Here is a 20032-nt window from a genome sequence, read left to right as displayed (position 1 = left end):
CTCCTCCTAAGGGACGGCGAACCCTACATAATCGCACCCGTGCTCGACGCGATAGACGCAGGCGAGATCGGCTCCTACCGATTCACTGAAGATGGCGAATTCGTTGAGAGCCCATACTTCGTTGCTTGGATTACGGCGACGCGCCCACCTTTGAACTGATCAACTTGCTAGCGGCAGCTAACCACCAAAGACGGCCATTCCGGCTTGGCTCAGTTGCAGACATAGCGTCACATGTTACCCTCTTTCGAGGAGGGCTGCTTTATGGCCATGGTCGGCATCGCGATTTTCTTCGCCTTGCTCCTTTGCGGGTTAGCCATTCGGGCCAACTCGCGTTTTCGGAATCAAGATCGATTGCCGATGCAGTGGTCACTAACTGGCGACGTGACGTGGTCCGCTCCTCGGGCCTTGGCACTCGCTTTCGTTCCTGCATTGGCTATCGGCATCCTGACGATCAATGCCGTACTGGCGATGAACTTTCAGCCGAGACTTGGGCAAGAGAGCATGGTCATTCCGGCCTTTATCGGCACCGGCATCGTCGCTACGGGGATCCAGCTTCTACACTTCTGGCTGATAGCCAAGACACTGCACCGCGACGGCAGCTAACCACCACGCCGGACGTTCATCCGACCAGCGCGATGGCGGATGATGCGCGGATTCCGATATGAATGAATGGCAGAATACGGGAAGCCGGTGAGGCGCACCGAATGACCGATTGTGGGTCAGCTCAGACCTCAGTGCGTTCAGCCAGTTCCAAAGCGTCCTCCACATCAACGCCGAGATAGCGCACGGTGCTGTCGATCTTTGCATGGCCAAGGAGGATCTGAACGGCACGAAGATTGCCGGTCGCCTTGTAGATGATCGACGCCTTCGTCCGACGCAGTGAATGAGTTCCGTAATCCTGAGGGGGAAGGCCGATGCCGACTACCCACTCATGCACTAGGCGGGCATATTGCCGTGTGCTCATGTGGGCCATGTAGTCGTTGCGGCTAGGAAAGACGAAATCATTCAGTGTCCCGCCGCGTCGCTCCAACCAGGCCCGCATCGTCTTTCGTGCCGTGTCCATCAGCTCGAACTGGACCGGTCGTTTCGTCTTCTGCTGAACCACAATGGCTCGGTCACGGACGCGGCCGCCGGAAACCACATCGCCGATCCGCACCCGGACCACATCACAGCCGCGCAGCTTGCTGTCGATAGCGAAATCAAATAGCGCTCGGTCGCGCAGTCGTCGATGCTGGTCGAGCGAGAAGCGAATAGCCCAGACTTGCTGCTGTTTCAGAGCCCGCTTTGGACCGATAAGCCGGCCCTCGTTCCAGGGTCGAAGATCGTGAAAGGCGGGGTCCATTGACGAGTGGCCCATCGCTCATCTCCATTGAGTCGGACCGGCCAGTCGACCGTACGCAGGCGCGGTGAATCGATGGTTCGGAAATGTGGTTGATCGGTCGTTGATGATGGTGAACGAGCGGCCGGTTGTGGGCAGCGCCTGGTAGCCGTTGAGCCGTCATACATGGGTCTTCGTCCCAACATCAGCTGATCACAGCATTTTGCAGAGCCGGTCGCGACCCAAGCCATTGTCACAGCGCCATAGCCGCTGCTGGCGCAGCGTGGAGCCGTTCGATATCGGCACGTGGAGGCGCACCGAATAGTCGCCTGTATTCGCGGCTGAATTGCGATGGGCTCTCATAGCCGACGGCAAAGCCCGCCGTGCTCGCTGTGGCACCCTCTGCCAGCATCAGGCGTCTGGCCTCCTGCAACCGCAGCTGCTTCTGATACTCTAGCGGCGTCATACGGGTGATCGCCTTGAAGTGTACGTGTAGCGAGGAGGAACTCATCCCGGCCTCGGCTGCGACGTCGTCAATGCGGATCGACGCATCGAAACGCCGGCGGATGGCCGCGATCGCGCGGCTGACCTGATTGAGGTGGCTGCCAACGGTTGCAACGTGACGAAGCATCGGACCGTGCGGTCCGGTGAGTAGACGATAAAGGATCTCACGCTCGATCAGCGGCGCCAGCGCGCGGATCGTGTCGGGTCGGTCGAGCAGCCCGACCAGCCGGCATGCCGCATCGATCAGGTCGGGATCGCCGGGGTAGACGCCGAGCACCGGCAGGTCCGTCCGGGCCACCCCGCCGTCCTCGCTCGCTATGAGGTCGGCCAGCATCGCGACATCGAGATCGATCTTGCAGCAGAGATAGGGGTGCTCGGGGCTCGCATCGAGCACATGACCGACCAGCGGCAAGTCGACCGAGACCAAGAGGTAATGAGCCGCATCATAGACCACGCTGTGCTCGCCGATCGACACCCGTTTCGACCCTTGGGCTATTATGCAAAGGGAGGCCTCGTAGACGGCAGGCGTGGGGGTGCTCGGTGCGTCGGCTCGGATCAGCGACACATGCGGCATCGCCGTGCTGCAAATGCCTGTACCCACGACGTGTCGATCGATGAGGGCGGAGAGTTCGGCGATCCGGTCCATGCCGACGATCCTTTCCCCAATCGCGTGTCGTGGGCAAGCACCCGGCATTGATACTGGAGGATCGTGCAACCTATTAGGGTGATCGCTCTACCGCCTGACACGGGCAATGGCCCATTTGCGTCCCGTCACCACAACGGAAGGACTGCATCATGGCAGGAAATATCGACAAGGTCGTCCTCATCACCGGCGCGTCCAGCGGGATCGGTGAGGCAACTGCGCGCGAACTGGCTGCGACGGGCGCCCGGCTGTTCATCGGCGCGCGTCGCGCAGAGCGCCTGAAGGCACTGGCGGAAGAACTGGGCGAGACCGTCGCCTGGGGCGAACTCGACGTCACCGACGGCGCCGATTTCGACGCGTTCGTGGAGGCCGCTGAAGTGCGCTTCGGACGTGTCGACGTGCTGGTCAACAATGCGGGTGTGATGCCGCTCTCGCCGCTCGCTGCGCTCAAGCGCGACGAGTGGAGGCGGATGGTCGACGTCAACATCCACGGCGTCCTCAACGGCATCGCCGCGGTCCTGCCGCGGTTCGTGGCTCAGCGCAGCGGTCATGTCGTGAACGTCGCCTCGGTCGCTGCACACATGGTGATGCCGACCGCCGCGGTTTATTGCGCCACCAAACATGCCGTGCGCGCGATTACCGAGGGGCTGCGGCAGGAGCATGACGAGGTCCGTTCGACATTGATCTCGCCGGGCGTGGTCGCCACCGAGCTAGGTCATGACATCACCGATCCTGAGGTTGCGGCGGCACTCACCGGATGGCGCAAGAAGTCGCTGACGCCGGATGCGATCGCGCGAGCCGTTCGCTATGCCATCGAGCAGCCGGAGGGTGTCGACATCAATGAGGTGATCGTACGCCCGACCGCAGCGGACATGTGAGTGCTTGGGCGTGCCGGTGCCGTAGCGGGCACGCCCAAACGACGGGTTCGCCGATACGATCAGCTCGTCGGACCGCGATGAACGTATGTCCGGTTACGGGAAGCTACCAAATGGACCTGAGTGGCCGATTTTGGGTCATACAGGGCAACTTCGGAGCAAGTTCGGCTCAGTGTGTACCCAGCAACAAAACGTCACCGTAAATCACGGAACGCTGATCGCGACGGATGTTTGAAGCGGACTGCGCCTGATCCTCCGGCGCTCACGCGGACGGATATCGCACTATGGCGTTCTCGATTACCATCATCGGCATGGGTGCGTGCGGCGTTGCCGCTTTCGCCGAAGCTACCATCCGGCTCGCTGCCGCACCGCTCCCTGGTGTCGAGTTGCACCTCGTTTCGCGCGATGACGATCCGGGACCGGGACTGGCGTTTGGTACGGATCAGCCCGGCCATCTGCTCAACACCGAATCCCGTCTGATGGGACTGTATGCAAACGAGCCAGAGCATTTCCGCAAATGGTTGGCCGACCGTCGCCCGCTGATGCCCGACGAGGTCGAATATGCGCCCCGCGCGGAATATGGAGAGTATATCCGCCAGATCCTGCGGGATGCCCATGATCGGGCGCGCGATGCCGATATTCCCGTTCACGTCCACCTTGCCGAAGCGGTCGCGATCGGCGGTAATCGCGACGCCGCACTGGTGCGTCTGAGCGACGGCACGACCATCGAGAGCCATTATACACTTTTAGCGATCGGTACGCCGAAGCCGGTCCGGTTTGAAGAACTGGACGGAGCGCCGGGATATTTCGATTTCCCCTGGCCCGCGCAGCAGTTGCGGGATGGCATCGATGCCGGGCAGGACGTGATCGTTCTTGGAAGCAGCCTCAGTGCGATCGACAGCTTTGCGACGTTGATGGATCAGGATCATCACGGCACGATCCATTTCGTGTCGAAGGACGGCATGCTGCCGCGCGTCGAGATGCCGATGCCGGAGGAAACCTATCCCCGCCGATACTTTACCCTGTCCGAGATGCACCGCCGTATCCGCGAGCGCGGGCCCCGCTTTTCGATCGTCGATCTCTTCCGCCTTTTCCGGCAAGAGGGTGAGGAAGCGGCTGCCGCGCAAGGCGAGGTGATCGACTGGCAGGCGGAAGATCGTATCCACCGATCCGCCGTCGAATTGCTTCCGTACGACATTGCGCGAGCGGAAGCTGGCAAGGAAATCTTCCAGCGCATTCTTACCTCCGCCAGGTTCGAAGCGTCCGAGATGTGGGATTTGCTTGGGGCTCGTGATCGCGAACGCTTCACACGCTGGTTGGCGCCGCACTTCGCGACGGCACGGTTCACCATGCCGATGATAAACGCCCGCCGCCTTGCCGACGCGGCCGCGCGCGGCCAGCTTCAGGTGCATGGCGGCGTGACCGAGACGATACGGCACCCGGATGGACAAGGGTTCGTGTCCCGCCTTGCGGATGGCCGCGCAATATCCGCACCGGTCGTCATCAACGCGACAGGCACGGCGATGAAGCTAAACGAGATTTCCGACGCTCTCATCGTGCGACTGATGGAACGGGGCTGGCTACACCCGCATCCCTCGGGCGGGATCGAGGCACATCGCCATAGCGGTGCCGTCATCACCCACGATCGCAATGCGCCACGCCTGTATGCGGTGGGACAACTCGTCAACGGCGTACAGCGCGATACCAACGCCGTGTGGTTCAACGTGCAATGCGCCGAACGGATCGTGCAAGACATGCTTATCAAGATTACGAGTGAGCGCGCATGAACGGCGGGGTGGGCGACGTCCTGACTCAGGTTCTGCCGCTCTACGGCGTGATCCTGTTGGCGTGGGGCGGCGGTCGGTGGATGCCGGGCGCGCCGAAACTCATATCCGGTGTGCTGGTCTACGCACTCATCCCGCTGTTGGTCATCGACAAGGTGTTGCGAGCCGAGCCGACCGAACTGATGGTGATACCGCCGATGATGTTCGCGGTCGCCGCGCTCATGGCGCTGCCGGCGCGATGGTTGTCGCAGCGGATTGGCGATGCGTTCGACCCGCAGCTACTGTCGGCCAGCTTCTCGTTCTTCAACGTGGCGTTCTTCGGCATGCCGGTGGCCCGCGCGTTGTTCGGCCAAGCGGCGGTATCGACGATCATCTGTGCGTTCGTCGGTACGGCACTGTATGGCGATACGGTCGGCTACTACCTCGTCGCGCGTACCAAGGAGGGCAAGGCGAAAGCCGCGTCCAAGGCGTTGCGCATCCCGTTGTTTTACGCGTTCGTCCTTGCCGTCGTGCTGAAGGTTTCGGGTGTTCAGGCGCCGGAGAGCGTTCGTGCGCCTGCGGACATGGTGTCGACCCTAGTTTCGGTCCTCGGCATGGCAGTGATCGGCTTCAATCTGGCGAAGGTGAAAGGCGGCGATGCCGATGGCGCGGTACTTACCCGCATTCTCGCGCTACGACAGATCAGGGCGATCACCTTCGTCGCTCTGGCCCTGGCGATCGAAGCGGCGTTCGTCGGCATCCTGGGGGAACGGGAGCGTATATTGATCGGTTTGATCGCGCTGTTCCCGATCGCCGCGAACGTGTCGCTGTTCGCCTCGCTCCTTGGCACGCGCGAGAAGGAAGCCGCGACACTGGTCGCGCTGTCGAGTGTAGTGGCGTTGGCGCTCGTGACTGCCGCAATCGCCATATTGGGCTGGGTCGGATCAAGCATTCAGTAAGCACGCCGTAGGAAACGATCCGAACATGACCCGGCCCGACTGGAGGCGGCCATGTGACACGCCCAATCCGCTGTTTAGCGTCCGTTCCGCCCCGGATCGAACTGAACCAAGCTCGACCCAATTGACCTGAAAGAGGGGCCGCTTTCAGACTGCGCAAATCAGCGCCGAATTACTGCTTCTAGATCATTGGCCAATCTGTTGATCGGCTAAGGTAAAGCATTGGATTGGTAATAAGATTGCTCGATCTGTGCCGCAACCTTGTAAAGGTTGCGGCACACTTGATCATGCTGGCTGACCGTTTCCGCCGGTCGAGCCGAAGATTTGGCCGGTTGAATAGCTCAGTGATGGATCGGCTGCTGCAACGTAAAGCGCCGCAATTTCTGCAGGCTGACCTGCTCGTGCCATCGGCGAATCCCCGCCGAAGCTTCGCAACTTCTCGGGCGTCGCTCCGCCGCTGACTTGTAGGGGAGTCCAGAACGGGCCAGGCGCAACGGCATTGACGCGAATGCCGCGGCTGGCAAGCTGCTTAGCCATACTTTTGGTGAAGTTCAGCACTGCGGCACGGGTCAGCGCATAGTCGACAATGTCAGGCGATGGATTGCCAGCCTGTTCAGAAGACGTGTTCACGATGACTGCGCCGGCGCTCATCCGTTCGACCGCCGCCTTCGTCAGCCAGAATGGCGCATAGACATTGGTCTTCATCGTGTCGTCGAAATCCTGGCTCGAAATATCTGCAATCCCAGGACGCGTCTGCTGACGTGCGGCGTTGTTAACGAGGATATCAAGCCCGCCAAGCTGTTCGCTCGCCTGCTGGACCAGCCGGCGGCAAAAACGTTCGTCGCGCAGATCCCCTGGAATTGCGACTGCCTTGCGGCCTTCAGCGCGGATCAGGGCAATGACTTCTCGAGCATCTGGTTCTTCAACTGGCAAATAGTTGATCGCGACATCGGCACCCTCTCGCGCATATGCGATCGCCGCAGCCCGGCCAATGCCGCTATCTCCACCAGTGATAAGGGCTCTTTTGCCTGCCAGCTTGCCGGAGCCCTTGTAGCTTTTCTCACCGTGATCCGGTCTCGGCGTCATCTTTGATGCCAAACCGGGCCAAGGCTGGCGCTGTACGGGATAGGGGGGCTTTGGATAAGCAGCTGCTGCCGGCGTCGTTGCGGTGCTACTGCCACCGTCCTGTGTTGCGGCATTTGCCGCTACCGTAGCAATGGTACCAGCGGTGACGGCTGCTCCCGTCACGAATGTCCGTCGTGTGGTATCGGTCATTGTCATAGCTCCCGGAACGATCACGCCCACAAGCGCCAAACGATTGCCCCTGTTCCAAATTCAGTTGTAACGTTTCCTTGCTATTACGACGCCGTCAGCATTCGCTAGCTGGCAACACGAATGAGCGTCTGCGAGTGACGTTCGTCCCTGCTCGGCTACGCTTTGGAAGGTCGTCTGATGCGGGAATTCGCAGGAGGGCGCATGAGTGTTCGGGACTGGGGCAATGCGGACCATAGTGTTGCCCGCTATGGTAACATTGGAACCCAGTCAGAAAATGGGCCTCCAGGCGTCGCGCAAGCGGGCCAAGTCCATTGAAGGAGAGTGAGGGAAACTACTCGACTGTGCATGCTCCCTGTAATTGGAAGATGAGCGAATGGCAGAAACTGGGAAGCGAGTAGGGCGTCAGGAATGACCGCATCTGGGTCGGTGTCCGTGTGGCTGACCGATAACAGCTGGAAGCCTACCCCCTTTGCGCAAACTAAAGCGAACACCATCTTGGAATGCATGGATAATCTCGAAGACCTGGGTCTGGTAGACGATGACGACATCGTCCTGGACGAAGCCGCGCTCGCGCTGGCGCTACTCGATCACGACAAGATCGACATTGGCCCATATGAGGACGTGCTTTCTGACATTGCATCGCGGCTCGACGGGGTAGGTGCCGGCGTTGTCGATGCATCGGAGCGCGCTGCCCGCCTCACACAGGTGCTCGCGGAGGAATTCGGCTTTTCAGGTGACGCGGAGACGTACGACGATCCTGACAATGCCGACCTGATCCGCGTTATTGACCGTCTGCGCGGTCTGCCGATCAGCTTGTCGATCCTGTACGTTGCCGCGGCTCGACGCATCGGCTGGGCCGCCGAGATACTGAACGTTCCTGGGCATGTGCTCGTCATGGTCGGGCATGAGGCCAAACCTGTCATCATCGATCCATTCCGCGGAGGCGCGCTCGTTGGTGTCGAACAGATCACCGGGTTGCTGGCCTCGGCAAAAGGCGGCGCCTCGGCTGCAGTGCGGCACGTAGTGGCCATGGAGAACCGGGCGATCCTTGTTCGCCTGCTGCTCAATCAGGCAACCCGGGCAGAGAGAGCTGGCAAAGGTCGGCGGGCGTTGGTGCTTTATAGCCGGATGACGTCGATCGCGCCAAACTATCCCCATCCCTGGTGGGAACGCGCCCGACTGGAACTCATCGACAATGACGTAACCGCCGCCCGCGCCAGCCTTACCGCAATGCTCGAAATCACGCGTGAGCCAGCTTTGCGTGACCGGGTCACCGGCATGCTGAATGAGCTTTCCGCAAGATAGAGGCCTACCAGTTTCGTTGCTATTCGAGTGTGATTGTCAGCTGGCAGGCGACGATCAAGCGCGAACGGGGCAGAGCCGGCACGCTAAACGAACGGCAGACCCGAAACGCGTCGATACACCTTGTACTTGTCCGGCACGTTGGTGAGGATGCGCACCAGCACCGCGGAGTAGCCATCATGCGTCGTCGAACTTTTCTTGCCGCCGTGCCGGGGGCGGCGCTTTTGCCCGGTTCGGTTATCGCAGAACCACAGCAGGCGAATACGCGTGTATCCGGTGGGCAGGGCGTGCCAGGTCCGGGGCAGGGCGGCGCGCCTCAGCCGGTGATGCCATCGCTCCCGAAACGTTGGGAGGCGGGTGCCGATCGCTTTTTGCGCCCCGACGTCACCGCGGGCGATCGGCCGGTCGGGGCGAGCTTCTCGTCCCGCACGGCGGCATATGGGCTCAACGGCGCTGCGGGTACGGCCCATCCACTGGCGACCCAGGCCGGCATCGACATCCTGCGGCAAGGCGGGTCGGCGGTGGATGTCGCCATCGCGATCAATGCCTGTCTCGGGTTTCTGGAGCCGACCTCCAGCGGCATTGGCGGCAATGGCTATGCGATGATCTGGGATCCGAAGCAGCGCAAGGTCGTCGGGCTGGCGGGATCGGGCGCGTCGCCGCGGGGGCTCAGCCTGGAGACGGTGCGGTCGCGGGCGCGGGGCGGTGCGCTGCCGCCGCTGGGCGCGGTGACCGTGTCGGTACCGGGGGCGGTCGATGCGTGGTGGACGATGCACCAACGCTATGGCCGGCTGCCCTGGGCGCAACTGTTCGAACCGGCGATCGCCCATGCCGAGGCGGGAGTGCCCGTGCCCGACATCATCGCTTATTACACCCGACGCAGCATGGCCGCGTTCCGCCGGCCGGGCAACGGCATCGAAGAGACGGCGAACGCGTTGCGCACCTATGGCCTGGCCGACGGCAGGGGACCGGCGGCGGGCCAGGTGTTCCGCAATCCCGACCTCGCGCGCACCTATCGCGAAGGGCGGGCGGGACGCCTTCTATGCTGGCGACATCGCGCGCGTCGTCGACCGTTACTTCAAGCGGATCGGCGGCTGGCTGCGCTTCGAGGACATGGCCGCACACCGGTCGGAATGGGTGGAGCCGCACCGCACGGGGTATCGCGGCGTGGACGTCTATGCGCTCGGCGCGAACACCCAGGGCATCGCCACGCTCCAGATGCTCAACATCCTAGAGAATTTCGACCTGGGCGATGCGGGCTTCCAGTCGCCATTGTCGATCCATCTCCAGGCGGAGGCGAAGCGGCTCGCCTATGAGGACCGGGCGCGGTTCTACGCGGACCCGCATTTTAGCCAGGTGCCGGTCGAATGGCTGATCTCGAAGGAATATGCGCAGGCGCGGGCGAGGCTGATCCGACCCGACCGCATCCTCGATCCCGTGTATCCGGGGCAGGCGCCCAGCCATGGCGACACGACCTATTTCAGCTGTGCCGACAAGGACGGCATGATGGTATCGATGATCCAGTCGAACTTCCGCGGCATGGGGTCGGGCCTGGTTGCCGACGGGCTGGGCTTCACGTTCCAGGATCGCGGGCAGCTGTTCAGCCTGAAGGACGGCCATCCCAATATCTATGCGCCCGGCAAGCGACCGTTCCAGACGATCATTCCCGGCTTCGCCACGCGCGGCGGCGATCCGTGGATGAGCTTCGGCGTGATGGGCGGCGATATGCAGCCGCAGGGGCAGACGCAGATCATCGTCAACCGTGTCGACTATGGCCTTGAGATCCAGTCGGCGGGCGATGCGCCGCGCTGGCACCATGAGGGATCGTCGCAGTCGATGGGGGAGGATGCCGCTGGGCTTGGCCCACGTGGCTTGCTGCGCCTGGAGACGGGCGTGCCCGCGGCGACGCGGCAGCGGCTTGCGGAGATCGGCTGGACGATCGGCGAGCCCGATGGCGGCTTCGGCCGCTACGAATGTGTCGAGCATCGCATGGACGGCGCGACCCGCGTCTATGCCGCGGCGAGCGAGATGCGCGCCGACGGCTGTGCGCTGGCCTATTGAGGAGACGCTGCCCAAGCGGTGTTCACGAAGCGGTAGCACGCTAGGCGAGGGGAGCGTGGCGCTAGGGCAGCGCTGCGGCGACATCGGCGGCAAAGCGCGCGATGTCGAAACGGGCTGCGCCAGGATCCTCGCCGCGTCTCACGATCACCAGACGTTGCGCAGGAATAACCATCACATACTGTCCACGGTTACCCTGTGCAGCAAAACTGCCCACCGGCAGCCCCTGTCGGGGGCCGAACAGCCACATCGTCGCGCCATAACCGGGGCCGCTCGGCGGCTGGGGTCCGCTCGGCGTCGTCATGGTGCGTAGCCAGCCCGCAGGCAGCAGGCGCTTGCCCGCCCAGACGCCGTCCTGGGACCAGAACAGCCCAAGCCGCGCGAGGTCGCGGGCGGTCGACCACACCTGGCTGGAGAGGACGTAGTTGCCGTGCCAATCCGTCTCCGCGACCGTGTGCGTCATGCCAAGCGTGCCGAACAACTTGTTCGGCCACATGCGATACCTGTCCTCGCCAATCCGCTGCCGTGTGGCATAGACGGCGAGAAGGATGTCATTGTTCGCATAGCGAAAGCGCGTGCCGGGCTGGGCCTCCAAAGGCCAGGACACCGCCTGCTCGTCGACTGCGGTGCCGCCGAAATAGATCGCGTCGGTGCGGTTGCCGGCGGTGTCGCTATGAAGGCCTGACGCCATACGCAGAAGGTTGTCGAGCGTGATCGATTGTCGCGGGTCACCGGCGCTCCACTGCGGCACGACGGCTGGCCCCTGTAGCGCGCCGGCATCGACAAGGCCGATCAACGTTCCGGCGATCGACTTGCCCACCGACCAGGTCCGGTTCGACACGTACGGCCCAAAGCCGCTGCCATAGCGTTCGGCAATGATTTTGCCGTCTTTCACGACGATCACGCCCACCGTCTTCGCACCGGCGCCATAGGCACCGGCGAACGCTTTGCCGACGGCTCCGGTCAGCGGCGCGGAAGGGCGCGCCGCGATGCCGGCATCGCCCTGCGGCCATGGGCGGGGATCTGCCACCGCGATCGGTGGTGGTGGGGCCGATGCCTTGCCCGCGGGCGCCTTGCTGCCGATCGGCAGCGTCACGCAGCCACGGCCATCGCGCCAGACCGCGTATCGCGGTGGCAGCGCGGGGTCGAAGGCGACGGCGACGGACCCACGGGCACGGTCGATCTGCGCGGTGAGCGTCGGCACGATCTTGTCATATTCGGGATAGATGCCGGTCAGTTCGTCGGCATCGATCTGCGCCGGGGTCCGACCGGCGTTGAAGAGGCCCGAGCAATAGAGTGCGGCCTTATAGCCGGCCGCCACCGCGCGTGGGTAGGTGCCGGCCGAAGGCTGGGCGACGATCTGGGCGTTCGCCGGACCCGCCAGGAGCAGGGCGAGGACGACTGACTTTGATATCCGCATCGTCGCATCATTCCATTACCCCCCGGCTACGGCAATCCACTTATCCGGAGCGCGCCGTTCAGCGTTCCCCTGTCGAGGGGATTTCTGTGGCAAGGAATGGGCAGTATGCCAGGATGATGGCCGCCCATATCCTGTACAGCTTTCGTCGTTGTCCGTTCGCGATGAGGGCGCGATTGGCACTGGGCATCGGTGGCGTGCGCCATGAGCTTCGGGAGGTCAGGCTTTCCGACAAGCCTGCGGAACTGCTCGCCGCGTCGCCCAAGGGCACAGTGCCGGTGCTTGTGACGGCGGAAGGTGTCGTGCTCGACGAAAGCCTCGCGATCATGCGTTGGGCGCTGCGTATCCGGGACCCGGAAGATTGGCTCGCTCGTGACGATCCTGCGCTGATCGCAGCCAATGACGAAGTGTTCAAGCACCACCTCGACCGGTACAAATATCCTGATCGCTATGGCTCGGACCCAACCCGGCATCGTGATCTCGGCTTCGAGTTTCTACAAGATCTGGAGATGCGGATCGGGGTTGGCGGTCAACTCGGCGGCACAAAGGCGGGTCTGACGGATGCCGCCGTCATGCCTTTCGTAAGGCAGTTCGCCGGGGTCGATGGAGCGTGGTTCGACGACTTGTCCCTGCCACGGCTGAAGCCATGGCTCGCCGATCATCTCGCTTCCAATCTCTTCGAAAGGATCATGCAGAAGGTTTCCCCCTGGTCTCCGGACGGGCCGGCGATCGTCATCGAAGGGCGGACGAATGCAGATCGGTGATGCGACGCTAGCTGAGCAAACAGCGGCCCGGCTGCAATTAACGAGCGTCCGCTTTCAGGAGGGGGCCGCGCGCCGTTGAATGGCCGACATTGGGTCATCGTGGCGGGGGGGAGGGCGGCAGCTCTCGCCCAATTGCAGACATGCCGTCAGGAATCTAAGCTGGGCGTTCTCTCAGCTGGGCCGGTGGATTAGACCCGGCGAGGGGAAAAGCTGGGGCCTTGCAGAAGGCAGCGGAGCCTCCACCGCTCTCCCAGCACCACGTATCCGCTAACGCCCCAAACACGGACATCTCGGTTCTCGCCAACGCGCATATTCCGTTAGTATAACTGGGCGACTTGAGAATGGCTATTCAGACGTCACTTCCGCGCCGCCAACCATAGGGGTGGGTTTCGGACCGGAAGGTAAGGGTGCCATTTCGCCCCCGTCATCTTTTCTCGACGTCAACCAATTTGGTAATGACGGTCCATAGCGCTTCCACCCCTTGTCCGCGAGCGCGGCACCGAGCACCCCGCGATCCACTGTGGCAATGGCGGCCCAAGTCAGACAGACGCCCAGCACGCCCCCTCCCAACCTGAACCGGCTATCGAAGCACGACAGGCAGAACCACCATAGGAAGACGACCGTGAAACCGCTCGCGATGTGAGTGATGGCGCCGGCAATCCCGGCTGGAGATAGAGCAGCGACCGGCGTGTTGCCTATGAGGAAGCCGGACAGGCAGAGCGCCAAGGGTACGAACAGTGCCGCGGGCAAGCCGACCCGCCGACGTGCGCTGAATAGCAGCCATGCCAGCAGGAGGATCGTGCCCACAGCACCCGCCCGGATCGCGGCGTCAAGTTGGCCAATGTTCATGCCGTCACGATACGGGAGGGTGCGGCACCAAGCCACCTCGCCAATCTGTAACCGACTGATCCCCGGTATTCTCACCAGCGGTGAGTTTTGAGAACCATTCTCCGTTCTCGATCAATCGTCCTTTTTGGGAAAGCTGGCGAGCAGCGGGCAGGGCTGAGGCTTAGCACCTCCTCCGCTCCCCACATGAATGAATGGCAGAAGGTGGGGAGCCAAAAGGCAGCCGCTAATGACCGGATGTGGGTCTGTTGCGACAGGTTTTCCGGTGGGTTATCCATAAGCGATGGTCCGCCGGCTAGTGTTGACCTGGATCAACGAAAAACGTCTTCCTAGTCGCATGTCGCTTGCGGCTAATCCACCGTGCGGCGCCAGCAGGCGATGATGGAGCCTCGCGTGGCGAGGTTAGGCGCTTTAACAAGTTGCCGGAGGTGCTGTAGGGCAACCTGCTTGGTGCAGCTGCCGTTAGCAGCGTAGAGGACAGGACGATCGGCGTTTCCTAGGTTGCAGGTCCCGGCCGCCTTAGGCGTTGAAAGCGCGGTTGCCGGAACGCCTCCACCAAGGTTGGTGAGATAGAGCGCGGTCAAAACCATTATCCGCGGTCCTGGCGAGACGAACGTTGTCAGCCATACGACCCCAAGAACCGTTACCCCAGTACCCAACCCCGTGGCAGTAAGAAGCATAGGATCATCTGCCCTGCCGAGATCGCCAGCGCGATCGCAAATGGCTTGGCGCCGCCGAACTGCAGGCGAAGTACCGAGTCAAGATTGATGGCCAAGACAAGAAACAGCAAGGTGGCAGTGCTAACCCACAACATCAGCAAGCCGGCGGGTTTGGCGTAGCCTTCGCTCAGAAACTGCTCCTGACGCGTGTGGAAAAAGAGGAGGCCCGCAGCGACGCTCACCGGCAGGGCAATGCCGATGGCGAGCGGGATGCTCCCGCCAAGGCCGCCGACCACGAACAGGATTACGAGCGCCATAGCCGCTCCGGCGAAGAAGCCGGCGCGGGTCCCGAAAGGCGCCGGCTGGCCATTGTGGAGCGAGGCCATGATCGGGGCACCACCGGTGAACATCGCGCCCAGCGCCGCCAATGCAAGCACGAGCGGGGCGCCGAGGAGGACAAACACGGCCCATGTTCCGGCGAGGTCGAGCGGAACCCCTGTTTGGCCGATCGCACCCAAATAATCATTAAGCAGCAGCCAGGAGAGGAAGCTCATCACCAGCCAAGCTAGTCCCCCGAGCTTGATGCCGGTATCGAGCAAAGGCTGCCATCGCGTGTTGAACGCGAGCAACCGTGCGGCCCGATCATGCTTCCGCCGTCGCGCATTGGCGCGCTCCCGAGCCTGTGCTGCGTACCGCATGAGCCTTCCTCCGCCCAAATTCGGATTGCTTGACCAGAGCGCGGCAACGCTGTCACGCCCATTTACATGCCGATGCGAATGACGTGGTGGCCAAACCGTCGTTGAGTAGGTGAACGAGTGGCCGAAGTTCGGAAGCTAAAGAGGCGTCGCGGATGTCCACAACTGGGTCGTCGCCGCCTCAAACTGGCGAGCAAGACCGATCCACCGTTTGCCGTTTTAGCAGATCGGCGCGGCATCCCGGAGCCAGCCGTTCAACTTATCGCAGCAGTCCCGTTTCTCCATCGCCGACGAGCCGTTTCGGGAAAATGCAATCGGGAACAGGTTTTGGGAAAACGGCTGGATCGGGAGGCGTCTGTAGCCTGAGCTCGCCGATGCTGTCCCTCTGAACCTTCGTTTCTGAGAAGCCAGCTCCCTTCGCTTGACGCACAGTGTACACGGACTAAACTGCTAAGCGCCTAAAAAGACAGCGATGCAGGTATGGTGACAACCTGCGGTCTCTTGCGAGACAGTCACGCTTGAGCGGGTGATGCCGCTCTTGGCCATGGCCGGACACAACGAGGATTGCCCTCGTGCGTGGCCGGTCGTCGTTGTCTGACCACGATCGGCTCGTGTCCGTCTCACCAACGGAAAGGCACGACCATGAAGCTGAATCACATCAACCTCTACAGCCACGACACCGAAGCCGACCGCGCTATGTTCGAGCATTATTTCGGGCTGCGCACGCTAGTCGTGCGCGGCACGAAGATGGCGATCATGCAGGACGATGATGGCCTTGTGCTGATCGTCAACCACTTCGAAAACAAGCTCGACGGCTTCGAATACCCAAAGCAGCTCGACATTCTGCATGTCGGCTTCATCCAAGAGTCGCGCGATGCCGTCGATGCCCTGCATGCCCGCCTAAGCGGCGACGGCTGGGAAACGCAGGCGCCGCACGAGGCGCATGGTGCCTGGTCCTTCTATTTCCGGGCAAAGGGCGGCTACTTTATCGAAGTGACGACTCTGACGCCGATAGGCCCCGAAGAAGCGTATCATGGTGACCGCAAGTAAGGTTCGTTTGGGGTCGGCGGAGCCATCCGCCGGCCATTTCCGACGGCGATGCCGTTCAAACGAACCGGCGAACAGCCCGGCCTGCAATCCCGTATGTCCGGTCTTATTCTTGGGATGACATATGTTCACGCACATCATGATCGGCAGCAACAACCTTGAGCGATCCAGAGCCTTCTATGACGCTACGTTCACGGCGCTGGGCGGCAAGCCAGGCGAGAGGGATGAGAGAGGCCGGCTGATCTACGATCACGACGGTGGGCGGCTGATGATCACCCGGCCGATCGATGGCCACCCGGCGACTGTCGCCAATGGCGGAACCATCGGCATCGCCGCCATCAGCGCGGATCATGTTCGCGCTTGGCACGAGGCCGGCACCGCGCATGGCGGCGCATCAATCGAAACCCCACCGTGCGAGCGCCCGAACGGCGTTTTCGTCGCCTATCTCCGCGATCCGGATGGCCATAAGCTGACCGCGCGGACGAAGGCGACGCGGTAGCTTCATGGAACTCGACCATCCAGCTGGGCAAGGAGGCTCATGTCCATCGGCATCAGCCTGATCGTCCTTTTCGCGGCGGTTCTGCACGCGAGCTGGAACGCCCTTCTACGCGGAGGCAGCGACCGGCTCTGGTCGATGACGATCATGTGCATCGCCATTGCACTCGCCTGTGCCCTGATGGCGCCCTTCGTGCCGGTTCCCGCAACAGCGAGTTGGGGCTGCGTCGCTTTATCGGCGCTGCTGCACGTCGGATACAACCTCTTCCTCGTGCGCACCTACCGGCAAGGCGATCTCGGGCAGACCTACCCGATCGCCCGCGGCGCCTCGCCGCTTCTGGTCTCGCTCGGTGCCGCAGTCTTCGCGCGCGAGCTGCCAGACGCGCTCAGTCTGACGGGCGTGCTGCTGGTGTCGGGCGGCATCGTTGCGCTGGCCTTCCAAGGGCGGGCCATCGGGCGGCAGACATTACTTTTCGCGCTTGGCACCGGCTGCTTCATCGGTGCCTACAGCGTGACCGATGGCGTCGGGGTGCGGCTGTCCGGCTCGCCTGTCGGCTACACCGTCTGGATGTGCCTGTCGTGGGGCCTGCTCGCGCCGGCGACCTACATCGTGCTGCGGGATGCCCGTTCTCTGGTGCGCGGGCGCAGGGAAATGCTGGTGGCGGCCGGTGGGGGGCTCGCCTCGCTTCTGGCCTATGGCATCGTCATTTTTGCCATGGCGCACGGCACGATGGGACCGGTGTCGGCGCTGCGGGAGACAAGTGTCGTCTTCGCGGCCCTGATCGGACGCGTCTTCCTGCACGAAAGACTGAGCCGTTATCGGATCACGGCCTGCCTGGTTGTCGCCATGGGGGCTCTTCTGATCGGACATGCAGGCTGAAGAGAGGACAGATCGGAACGTTGCTGGGGTGAGCGACCGCTCGCGATCCGGATGAGCGCGTCTTACCGCGTGAGGCGGCGAGGTTTCCGGGATCAGAGCAGTTCATGCCCGGCGCTGCGCAAAATACTGTGCTGGCGTGCTGCCGAGCGCCTTGCGGAACATCGTGATGAACGCGTTGACCGAATCGTAGCCCAATTCGGCCGCGACCTGCTGGACGCTGGCGCCGCTCGCCAGCTCGCGTAACGCAACGACGAGGTGGAGCTGTTGGCGCCAGCGGCCGAAGGTCAGGCCGGTCTCGCGCAGCATCAGCCGCGCCAGCGACCGCTCGCTCATCGCGACGCGGACGGCCCAGCCGGCAAGCGTGCTGCGGTCCGACGGCGCGGCGGTCAGCGCGTCGGCGATGGCGCGAATCCTGCTATCGCCCGACACCGGCAGGTTCAGGCGCTGGCGCGGCATTTCGGCCAGCTCGTCAAGCATCACCCGGGCCAGGCGGGCGGCATGTCCGTCCGGGGAATAGTCGCTCGGCTCGTGCGCTAGGCGATCGATCATCGCGCGGATCATCGCGGTCAACTCCAGCGCGCAGCAATGGTCGGGAAGCCTGCTCGCGCCGGGCTCGACGAACAGATAGTCGACCCGCGCATTCGCGGTCGCGCGCGCGCTGTGCGGCACCCCGCCCGGAATCCAGATGCCGCAGCCCGGCGGCACGATCCACACATCGTCCGCGGCGATACAGGTGTCACCCGCAATTATGCGCGCGTCTGCGCCGACGGCGTCGCGCTCGCCGCTGCGCGGCACGTCGTCACGATCCAGCGTTCGACCCTCGACGTGGCGTTACGAATGGTGCGCGGCGGCCGCGGCACACGCTTCGACAGCGATCGCGCACGCGCGGCCGTCTTCGCCAGCGAAGCCGCCATCCCCGACATCCTCGCCGACCGGCGTGCCGCGTTGTTCGCGCTGGCGGCGATGATGGGACGCGTTCCGGCCGACTATCCACGCGAGCTGGAAGGCTGCACGACAATACCGTCGCTCCGCCGCCCGCTGCCGATCGGCGAGGGTGCGATGCTGCTCAAGCGCCGCCCCGACATCCGGCGAGCCGAACGGCTGCTGGCCGCCGCAACCGCCGGCATCGGAGTCGCCGAAGCCGATCTTTACCCCCGTATCAGCCTCGGCGGTTCGGCGGGAACCGCTACGTCAGTCGGCCATGCGCTGGCGCCTTCGTCGTTCGGCTTCAGTCTCGGCCCGCTGGTCTCCTGGTCCTTTCCCAACCGCAAGGCGGTCCGTGCGAGGATCGATGAGGCCGGTGCTGATGGCGACGCCGCGCTCGCGGGCTTCGATGGTTCGGTGTTGCTGGCCCTTCAACAGACCGAAACCGCCCTGTCCGCTTATGCGCGGTCACGCGACCGACTAGACGCGCTGGAACGCGCGGCGGGAGCTGCCGGCAAGGCAAGCGGGGACGCCGAAAAGCTGCAACGCTTCGGTCGCACACCGTTCCTCGACGTATTGAACGCGCAGGCCAGCTACGCCGACGCGCAAACAAGCCTGTCGTCCGCGCGCGCCAGCTTAGTCGATCGGCAGATTGACCTCTTCCTTGCACTCGGCGGCGGTTGGGAGTGAGGCCGATAAAACTTGTGGCTCAAGCGCTACATCCTGATTATCCGCGCTTGCCTGAGGCCAAGCGCCGTTGTTTGGGTCGACACAGACTCAAGCAATGAATGGCCGTCATTCGGGAAAGTTTATGAGAGCCGTTCCGCTTTCCCATAACTCGATCCCAATGGGAATGCCCCGGCCGTCTAGCTGGCGGTTCCCAATCGGGAAGGCAGGCCGCCGGCCTTGCGCCAGTTGAATGTCGTGAAAATTCCACGCTATTCCGCAGCGATGTTCACAATTAGGTCCTCCCGCCCCACCGACGGTGCGCGCATTCTAGAAATATGGCGTGGTGCAGTTGACGCCACGCACTTCTTTCTTTCAGTCGAGGATCGCATTGCCATAGGTCAGGAGGTCTGCGCCTTCCTTCCGCAAGCGCCGCTAACGCTTGCAGTCGATCAAGACGACCGCCCGCTTGGCTTCATGCTGATCGATAATGGTCACATGGAAGCATTGTTTATCGATCCGACTGCATTCGGGCATGGGATCGGCGCTGCGTTGGTCCGGCATGGATTGGTGCTATACCCGGGCATGACGACAGACGTGAATGAGCAGAACGAGCGGGCCGTAGGTTTTTACAACAGAATGGGATTCATACAAACCGGCCGCTCGTCGCTCGATGGGCAAGGCAGGCCATACCCCCTGATACACCTCGCCCACGGGAGTTGAGGAATCAGCAAACGGCGGACAAGCATACCTGCGGCCGATGGCTCGGGTACCAGACGCGCCACGCGAACCACCCGCGACGGCGCTGGACGGGTCAGTTCCGTCGCCGTTGGCACAGTCACCGGGCTCGATGATGCGGCAGGGAATGCATTCTCAGCTTCGGAATCGGTCACGACGCAATATGACGCTAAGGGCCGACCAAGCGCGACGGTGACACAGGGGGGT

At 62.8% G+C, this 20032-nt stretch carries 17 protein-coding genes and 1 pseudogene; 12 read left to right on the top strand and 6 right to left on the bottom strand.

Annotated features, from left to right (window positions below; translation table 11 throughout):
* Positions 1 to 261 precede the first annotated feature (261 nt).
* Positions 262 to 603, top strand: a complete 342-nt coding sequence (locus SP6_RS20195; protein ID WP_126053571.1) for a hypothetical protein — start codon at positions 262 to 264, stop codon at positions 601 to 603.
* Between the two features lie 121 nt (positions 604 to 724).
* Here the strand turns inward: SP6_RS20195 and SP6_RS19620 are convergent, their stop codons facing one another.
* Positions 725 to 1357 (bottom strand): tyrosine-type recombinase/integrase, encoded by a 633-nt coding sequence (locus SP6_RS19620; protein WP_042469564.1) that lies wholly within the window; start codon positions 1355 to 1357, stop codon positions 725 to 727.
* 214 nt (positions 1358 to 1571) lie between these two features.
* Positions 1572 to 2468 (bottom strand): AraC family transcriptional regulator, encoded by an 897-nt coding sequence (locus SP6_RS19615; protein ID WP_037567397.1) that lies wholly within the window; start codon positions 2466 to 2468, stop codon positions 1572 to 1574.
* Positions 2469 to 2617: 149 nt separating this feature from the next.
* Here SP6_RS19615 and SP6_RS19610 point away from each other — a divergent pair, with 149 nt between their 5' ends.
* From SP6_RS19610 to SP6_RS19600, 3 genes are all read left to right on the top strand, one after another.
* A complete protein-coding gene (locus SP6_RS19610) occupies positions 2618 to 3343 on the top strand; it encodes an SDR family oxidoreductase (RefSeq protein WP_007403247.1) in 726 nt (241 codons plus the stop codon).
* A 281-nt stretch (positions 3344 to 3624) separates the two neighbouring features.
* On the top strand, positions 3625 to 5127 hold the full coding sequence (locus SP6_RS19605) for an FAD/NAD(P)-binding protein (RefSeq protein ID WP_007403591.1): 1503 nt from the start codon (positions 3625 to 3627) through the stop codon (positions 5125 to 5127).
* Positions 5124 to 6062 carry an AEC family transporter gene (locus SP6_RS19600; RefSeq protein ID WP_042469563.1) on the top strand — a complete coding sequence of 313 codons (939 nt, stop codon included), beginning with the start codon at positions 5124 to 5126 and terminating at the stop codon, positions 6060 to 6062. The genes SP6_RS19605 and SP6_RS19600 overlap by 4 nt, the downstream gene beginning before the upstream one ends.
* A gap of 282 nt (positions 6063 to 6344) precedes the next feature.
* Here SP6_RS19600 and SP6_RS19595 read toward each other — a convergent pair whose 3' ends face one another.
* A complete protein-coding gene (locus SP6_RS19595; RefSeq protein WP_047867050.1) occupies positions 6345 to 7334 on the bottom strand; it encodes an SDR family oxidoreductase in 990 nt (329 codons plus the stop codon).
* Between the two features lie 408 nt (positions 7335 to 7742).
* Here SP6_RS19595 and SP6_RS19590 point away from each other — a divergent pair, with 408 nt between their 5' ends.
* Both SP6_RS19590 and SP6_RS19585 read left to right on the top strand, forming a co-directional pair.
* On the top strand, positions 7743 to 8639 hold the full coding sequence (locus SP6_RS19590; RefSeq protein ID WP_227876612.1) for a transglutaminase family protein: 897 nt from the start codon (positions 7743 to 7745) through the stop codon (positions 8637 to 8639).
* Positions 8640 to 8815: 176 nt separating this feature from the next.
* A pseudogene (locus SP6_RS19585) lies at positions 8816 to 10697 on the top strand (gamma-glutamyltransferase family protein).
* 61 nt (positions 10698 to 10758) lie between these two features.
* Here SP6_RS19585 and SP6_RS19580 read toward each other — a convergent pair.
* The gene (locus tag SP6_RS19580) at positions 10759 to 12114 is read right to left on the bottom strand and encodes a serine hydrolase domain-containing protein (RefSeq protein ID WP_007403451.1); all 1356 of its coding nucleotides are present in this window, start codon (positions 12112 to 12114) and stop codon (positions 10759 to 10761) included.
* A 113-nt stretch (positions 12115 to 12227) separates the two neighbouring features.
* Between SP6_RS19580 and SP6_RS19575 the strand changes: the two genes are divergently transcribed.
* On the top strand, positions 12228 to 12875 hold the full coding sequence (locus SP6_RS19575; protein WP_007403486.1) for a glutathione S-transferase: 648 nt from the start codon (positions 12228 to 12230) through the stop codon (positions 12873 to 12875).
* Positions 12876 to 14364: 1489 nt separating this feature from the next.
* Here SP6_RS19575 and SP6_RS19565 read toward each other — a convergent pair.
* Positions 14365 to 15009, bottom strand: coding sequence for a hypothetical protein (locus tag SP6_RS19565; RefSeq protein WP_007403631.1), 645 nt, complete (start codon positions 15007 to 15009; stop codon positions 14365 to 14367).
* 708 nt (positions 15010 to 15717) lie between these two features.
* On the opposite strand from SP6_RS19565, the gene SP6_RS19560 reads away from it, so the two are divergent.
* The 3 genes from SP6_RS19560 to SP6_RS19550 all read left to right on the top strand — a co-directional run bounded on the left by SP6_RS19560 (position 15718) and on the right by SP6_RS19550 (position 17497).
* Positions 15718 to 16125 carry a VOC family protein gene (locus SP6_RS19560; protein WP_007403588.1) on the top strand — a complete coding sequence of 136 codons (408 nt, stop codon included), beginning with the start codon at positions 15718 to 15720 and terminating at the stop codon, positions 16123 to 16125.
* Between the two features lie 121 nt (positions 16126 to 16246).
* Positions 16247 to 16621 carry a VOC family protein gene (locus SP6_RS19555; protein WP_007403289.1) on the top strand — a complete coding sequence of 125 codons (375 nt, stop codon included), beginning with the start codon at positions 16247 to 16249 and terminating at the stop codon, positions 16619 to 16621.
* Positions 16622 to 16660: 39 nt separating this feature from the next.
* Positions 16661 to 17497 (top strand): EamA family transporter, encoded by an 837-nt coding sequence (locus SP6_RS19550; RefSeq protein ID WP_007403587.1) that lies wholly within the window; start codon positions 16661 to 16663, stop codon positions 17495 to 17497.
* 102 nt (positions 17498 to 17599) lie between these two features.
* Here SP6_RS19550 and SP6_RS19545 read toward each other — a convergent pair whose 3' ends face one another.
* Positions 17600 to 18166 carry an AraC family transcriptional regulator gene (locus tag SP6_RS19545; RefSeq protein WP_233419839.1) on the bottom strand — a complete coding sequence of 189 codons (567 nt, stop codon included), beginning with the start codon at positions 18164 to 18166 and terminating at the stop codon, positions 17600 to 17602.
* Between SP6_RS19545 and SP6_RS19540 the strand changes: the two genes are divergently transcribed.
* Both SP6_RS19540 and SP6_RS19535 read left to right on the top strand, forming a co-directional pair.
* Positions 18158 to 19111: a TolC family protein gene (locus tag SP6_RS19540; RefSeq protein ID WP_233419838.1), complete on the top strand. Its 954-nt coding sequence runs from the start codon at positions 18158 to 18160 to the stop codon at positions 19109 to 19111. The genes SP6_RS19545 and SP6_RS19540 overlap by 9 nt on opposite strands.
* Positions 19112 to 19372: 261 nt before the next feature.
* On the top strand, positions 19373 to 19810 hold the full coding sequence (locus SP6_RS19535; protein WP_037567404.1) for an acetyltransferase: 438 nt from the start codon (positions 19373 to 19375) through the stop codon (positions 19808 to 19810).
* The last annotated feature ends 222 nt before the right edge of the window (positions 19811 to 20032 follow it).

Source organism: Sphingomonas paucimobilis NBRC 13935 (assembly GCF_000739895.2).
Classification (GTDB): Bacteria; Pseudomonadota; Alphaproteobacteria; order Sphingomonadales; family Sphingomonadaceae; genus Sphingomonas; species Sphingomonas paucimobilis.
The sequence above is the reverse complement of the archived record's forward strand: the minus strand, read 5'-3'. Positions and strand labels throughout refer to the sequence as shown.

Bases quoted from the DNA above. Each gene is read 5' to 3' on its own strand.
- SP6_RS19600 (WP_042469563.1), top strand. From the start codon at position 5,124: ATGAACGGCGGGGTGGGCGACGTCCTGACTCAGGTTCTGCCGCTCTAC.
- SP6_RS19555 (WP_007403289.1), top strand. From the start codon at position 16,247: ATGTTCACGCACATCATGATCGGCAGCAACAACCTTGAGCGATCCAGA.
- SP6_RS19580 (WP_007403451.1), bottom strand. From the start codon at position 12,114: ATGCGGATATCAAAGTCAGTCGTCCTCGCCCTGCTCCTGGCGGGTCCG.
- SP6_RS19560 (WP_007403588.1), top strand. From the start codon at position 15,718: ATGAAGCTGAATCACATCAACCTCTACAGCCACGACACCGAAGCCGAC.
- SP6_RS19610 (WP_007403247.1), top strand. From the start codon at position 2,618: ATGGCAGGAAATATCGACAAGGTCGTCCTCATCACCGGCGCGTCCAGC.
- SP6_RS19605 (WP_007403591.1), top strand. From the start codon at position 3,625: ATGGCGTTCTCGATTACCATCATCGGCATGGGTGCGTGCGGCGTTGCC.
- SP6_RS19535 (WP_037567404.1), top strand. From the start codon at position 19,373: ATGTTCACAATTAGGTCCTCCCGCCCCACCGACGGTGCGCGCATTCTA.
- SP6_RS20195 (WP_126053571.1), top strand. From the start codon at position 262: ATGGCCATGGTCGGCATCGCGATTTTCTTCGCCTTGCTCCTTTGCGGG.
- SP6_RS19620 (WP_042469564.1), bottom strand. From the start codon at position 1,357: ATGGGCCACTCGTCAATGGACCCCGCCTTTCACGATCTTCGACCCTGG.
- SP6_RS19615 (WP_037567397.1), bottom strand. From the start codon at position 2,468: ATGGACCGGATCGCCGAACTCTCCGCCCTCATCGATCGACACGTCGTG.
- SP6_RS19550 (WP_007403587.1), top strand. From the start codon at position 16,661: ATGTCCATCGGCATCAGCCTGATCGTCCTTTTCGCGGCGGTTCTGCAC.
- SP6_RS19575 (WP_007403486.1), top strand. From the start codon at position 12,228: ATGATGGCCGCCCATATCCTGTACAGCTTTCGTCGTTGTCCGTTCGCG.
- SP6_RS19595 (WP_047867050.1), bottom strand. From the start codon at position 7,334: ATGACCGATACCACACGACGGACATTCGTGACGGGAGCAGCCGTCACC.
- SP6_RS19590 (WP_227876612.1), top strand. From the start codon at position 7,743: ATGACCGCATCTGGGTCGGTGTCCGTGTGGCTGACCGATAACAGCTGG.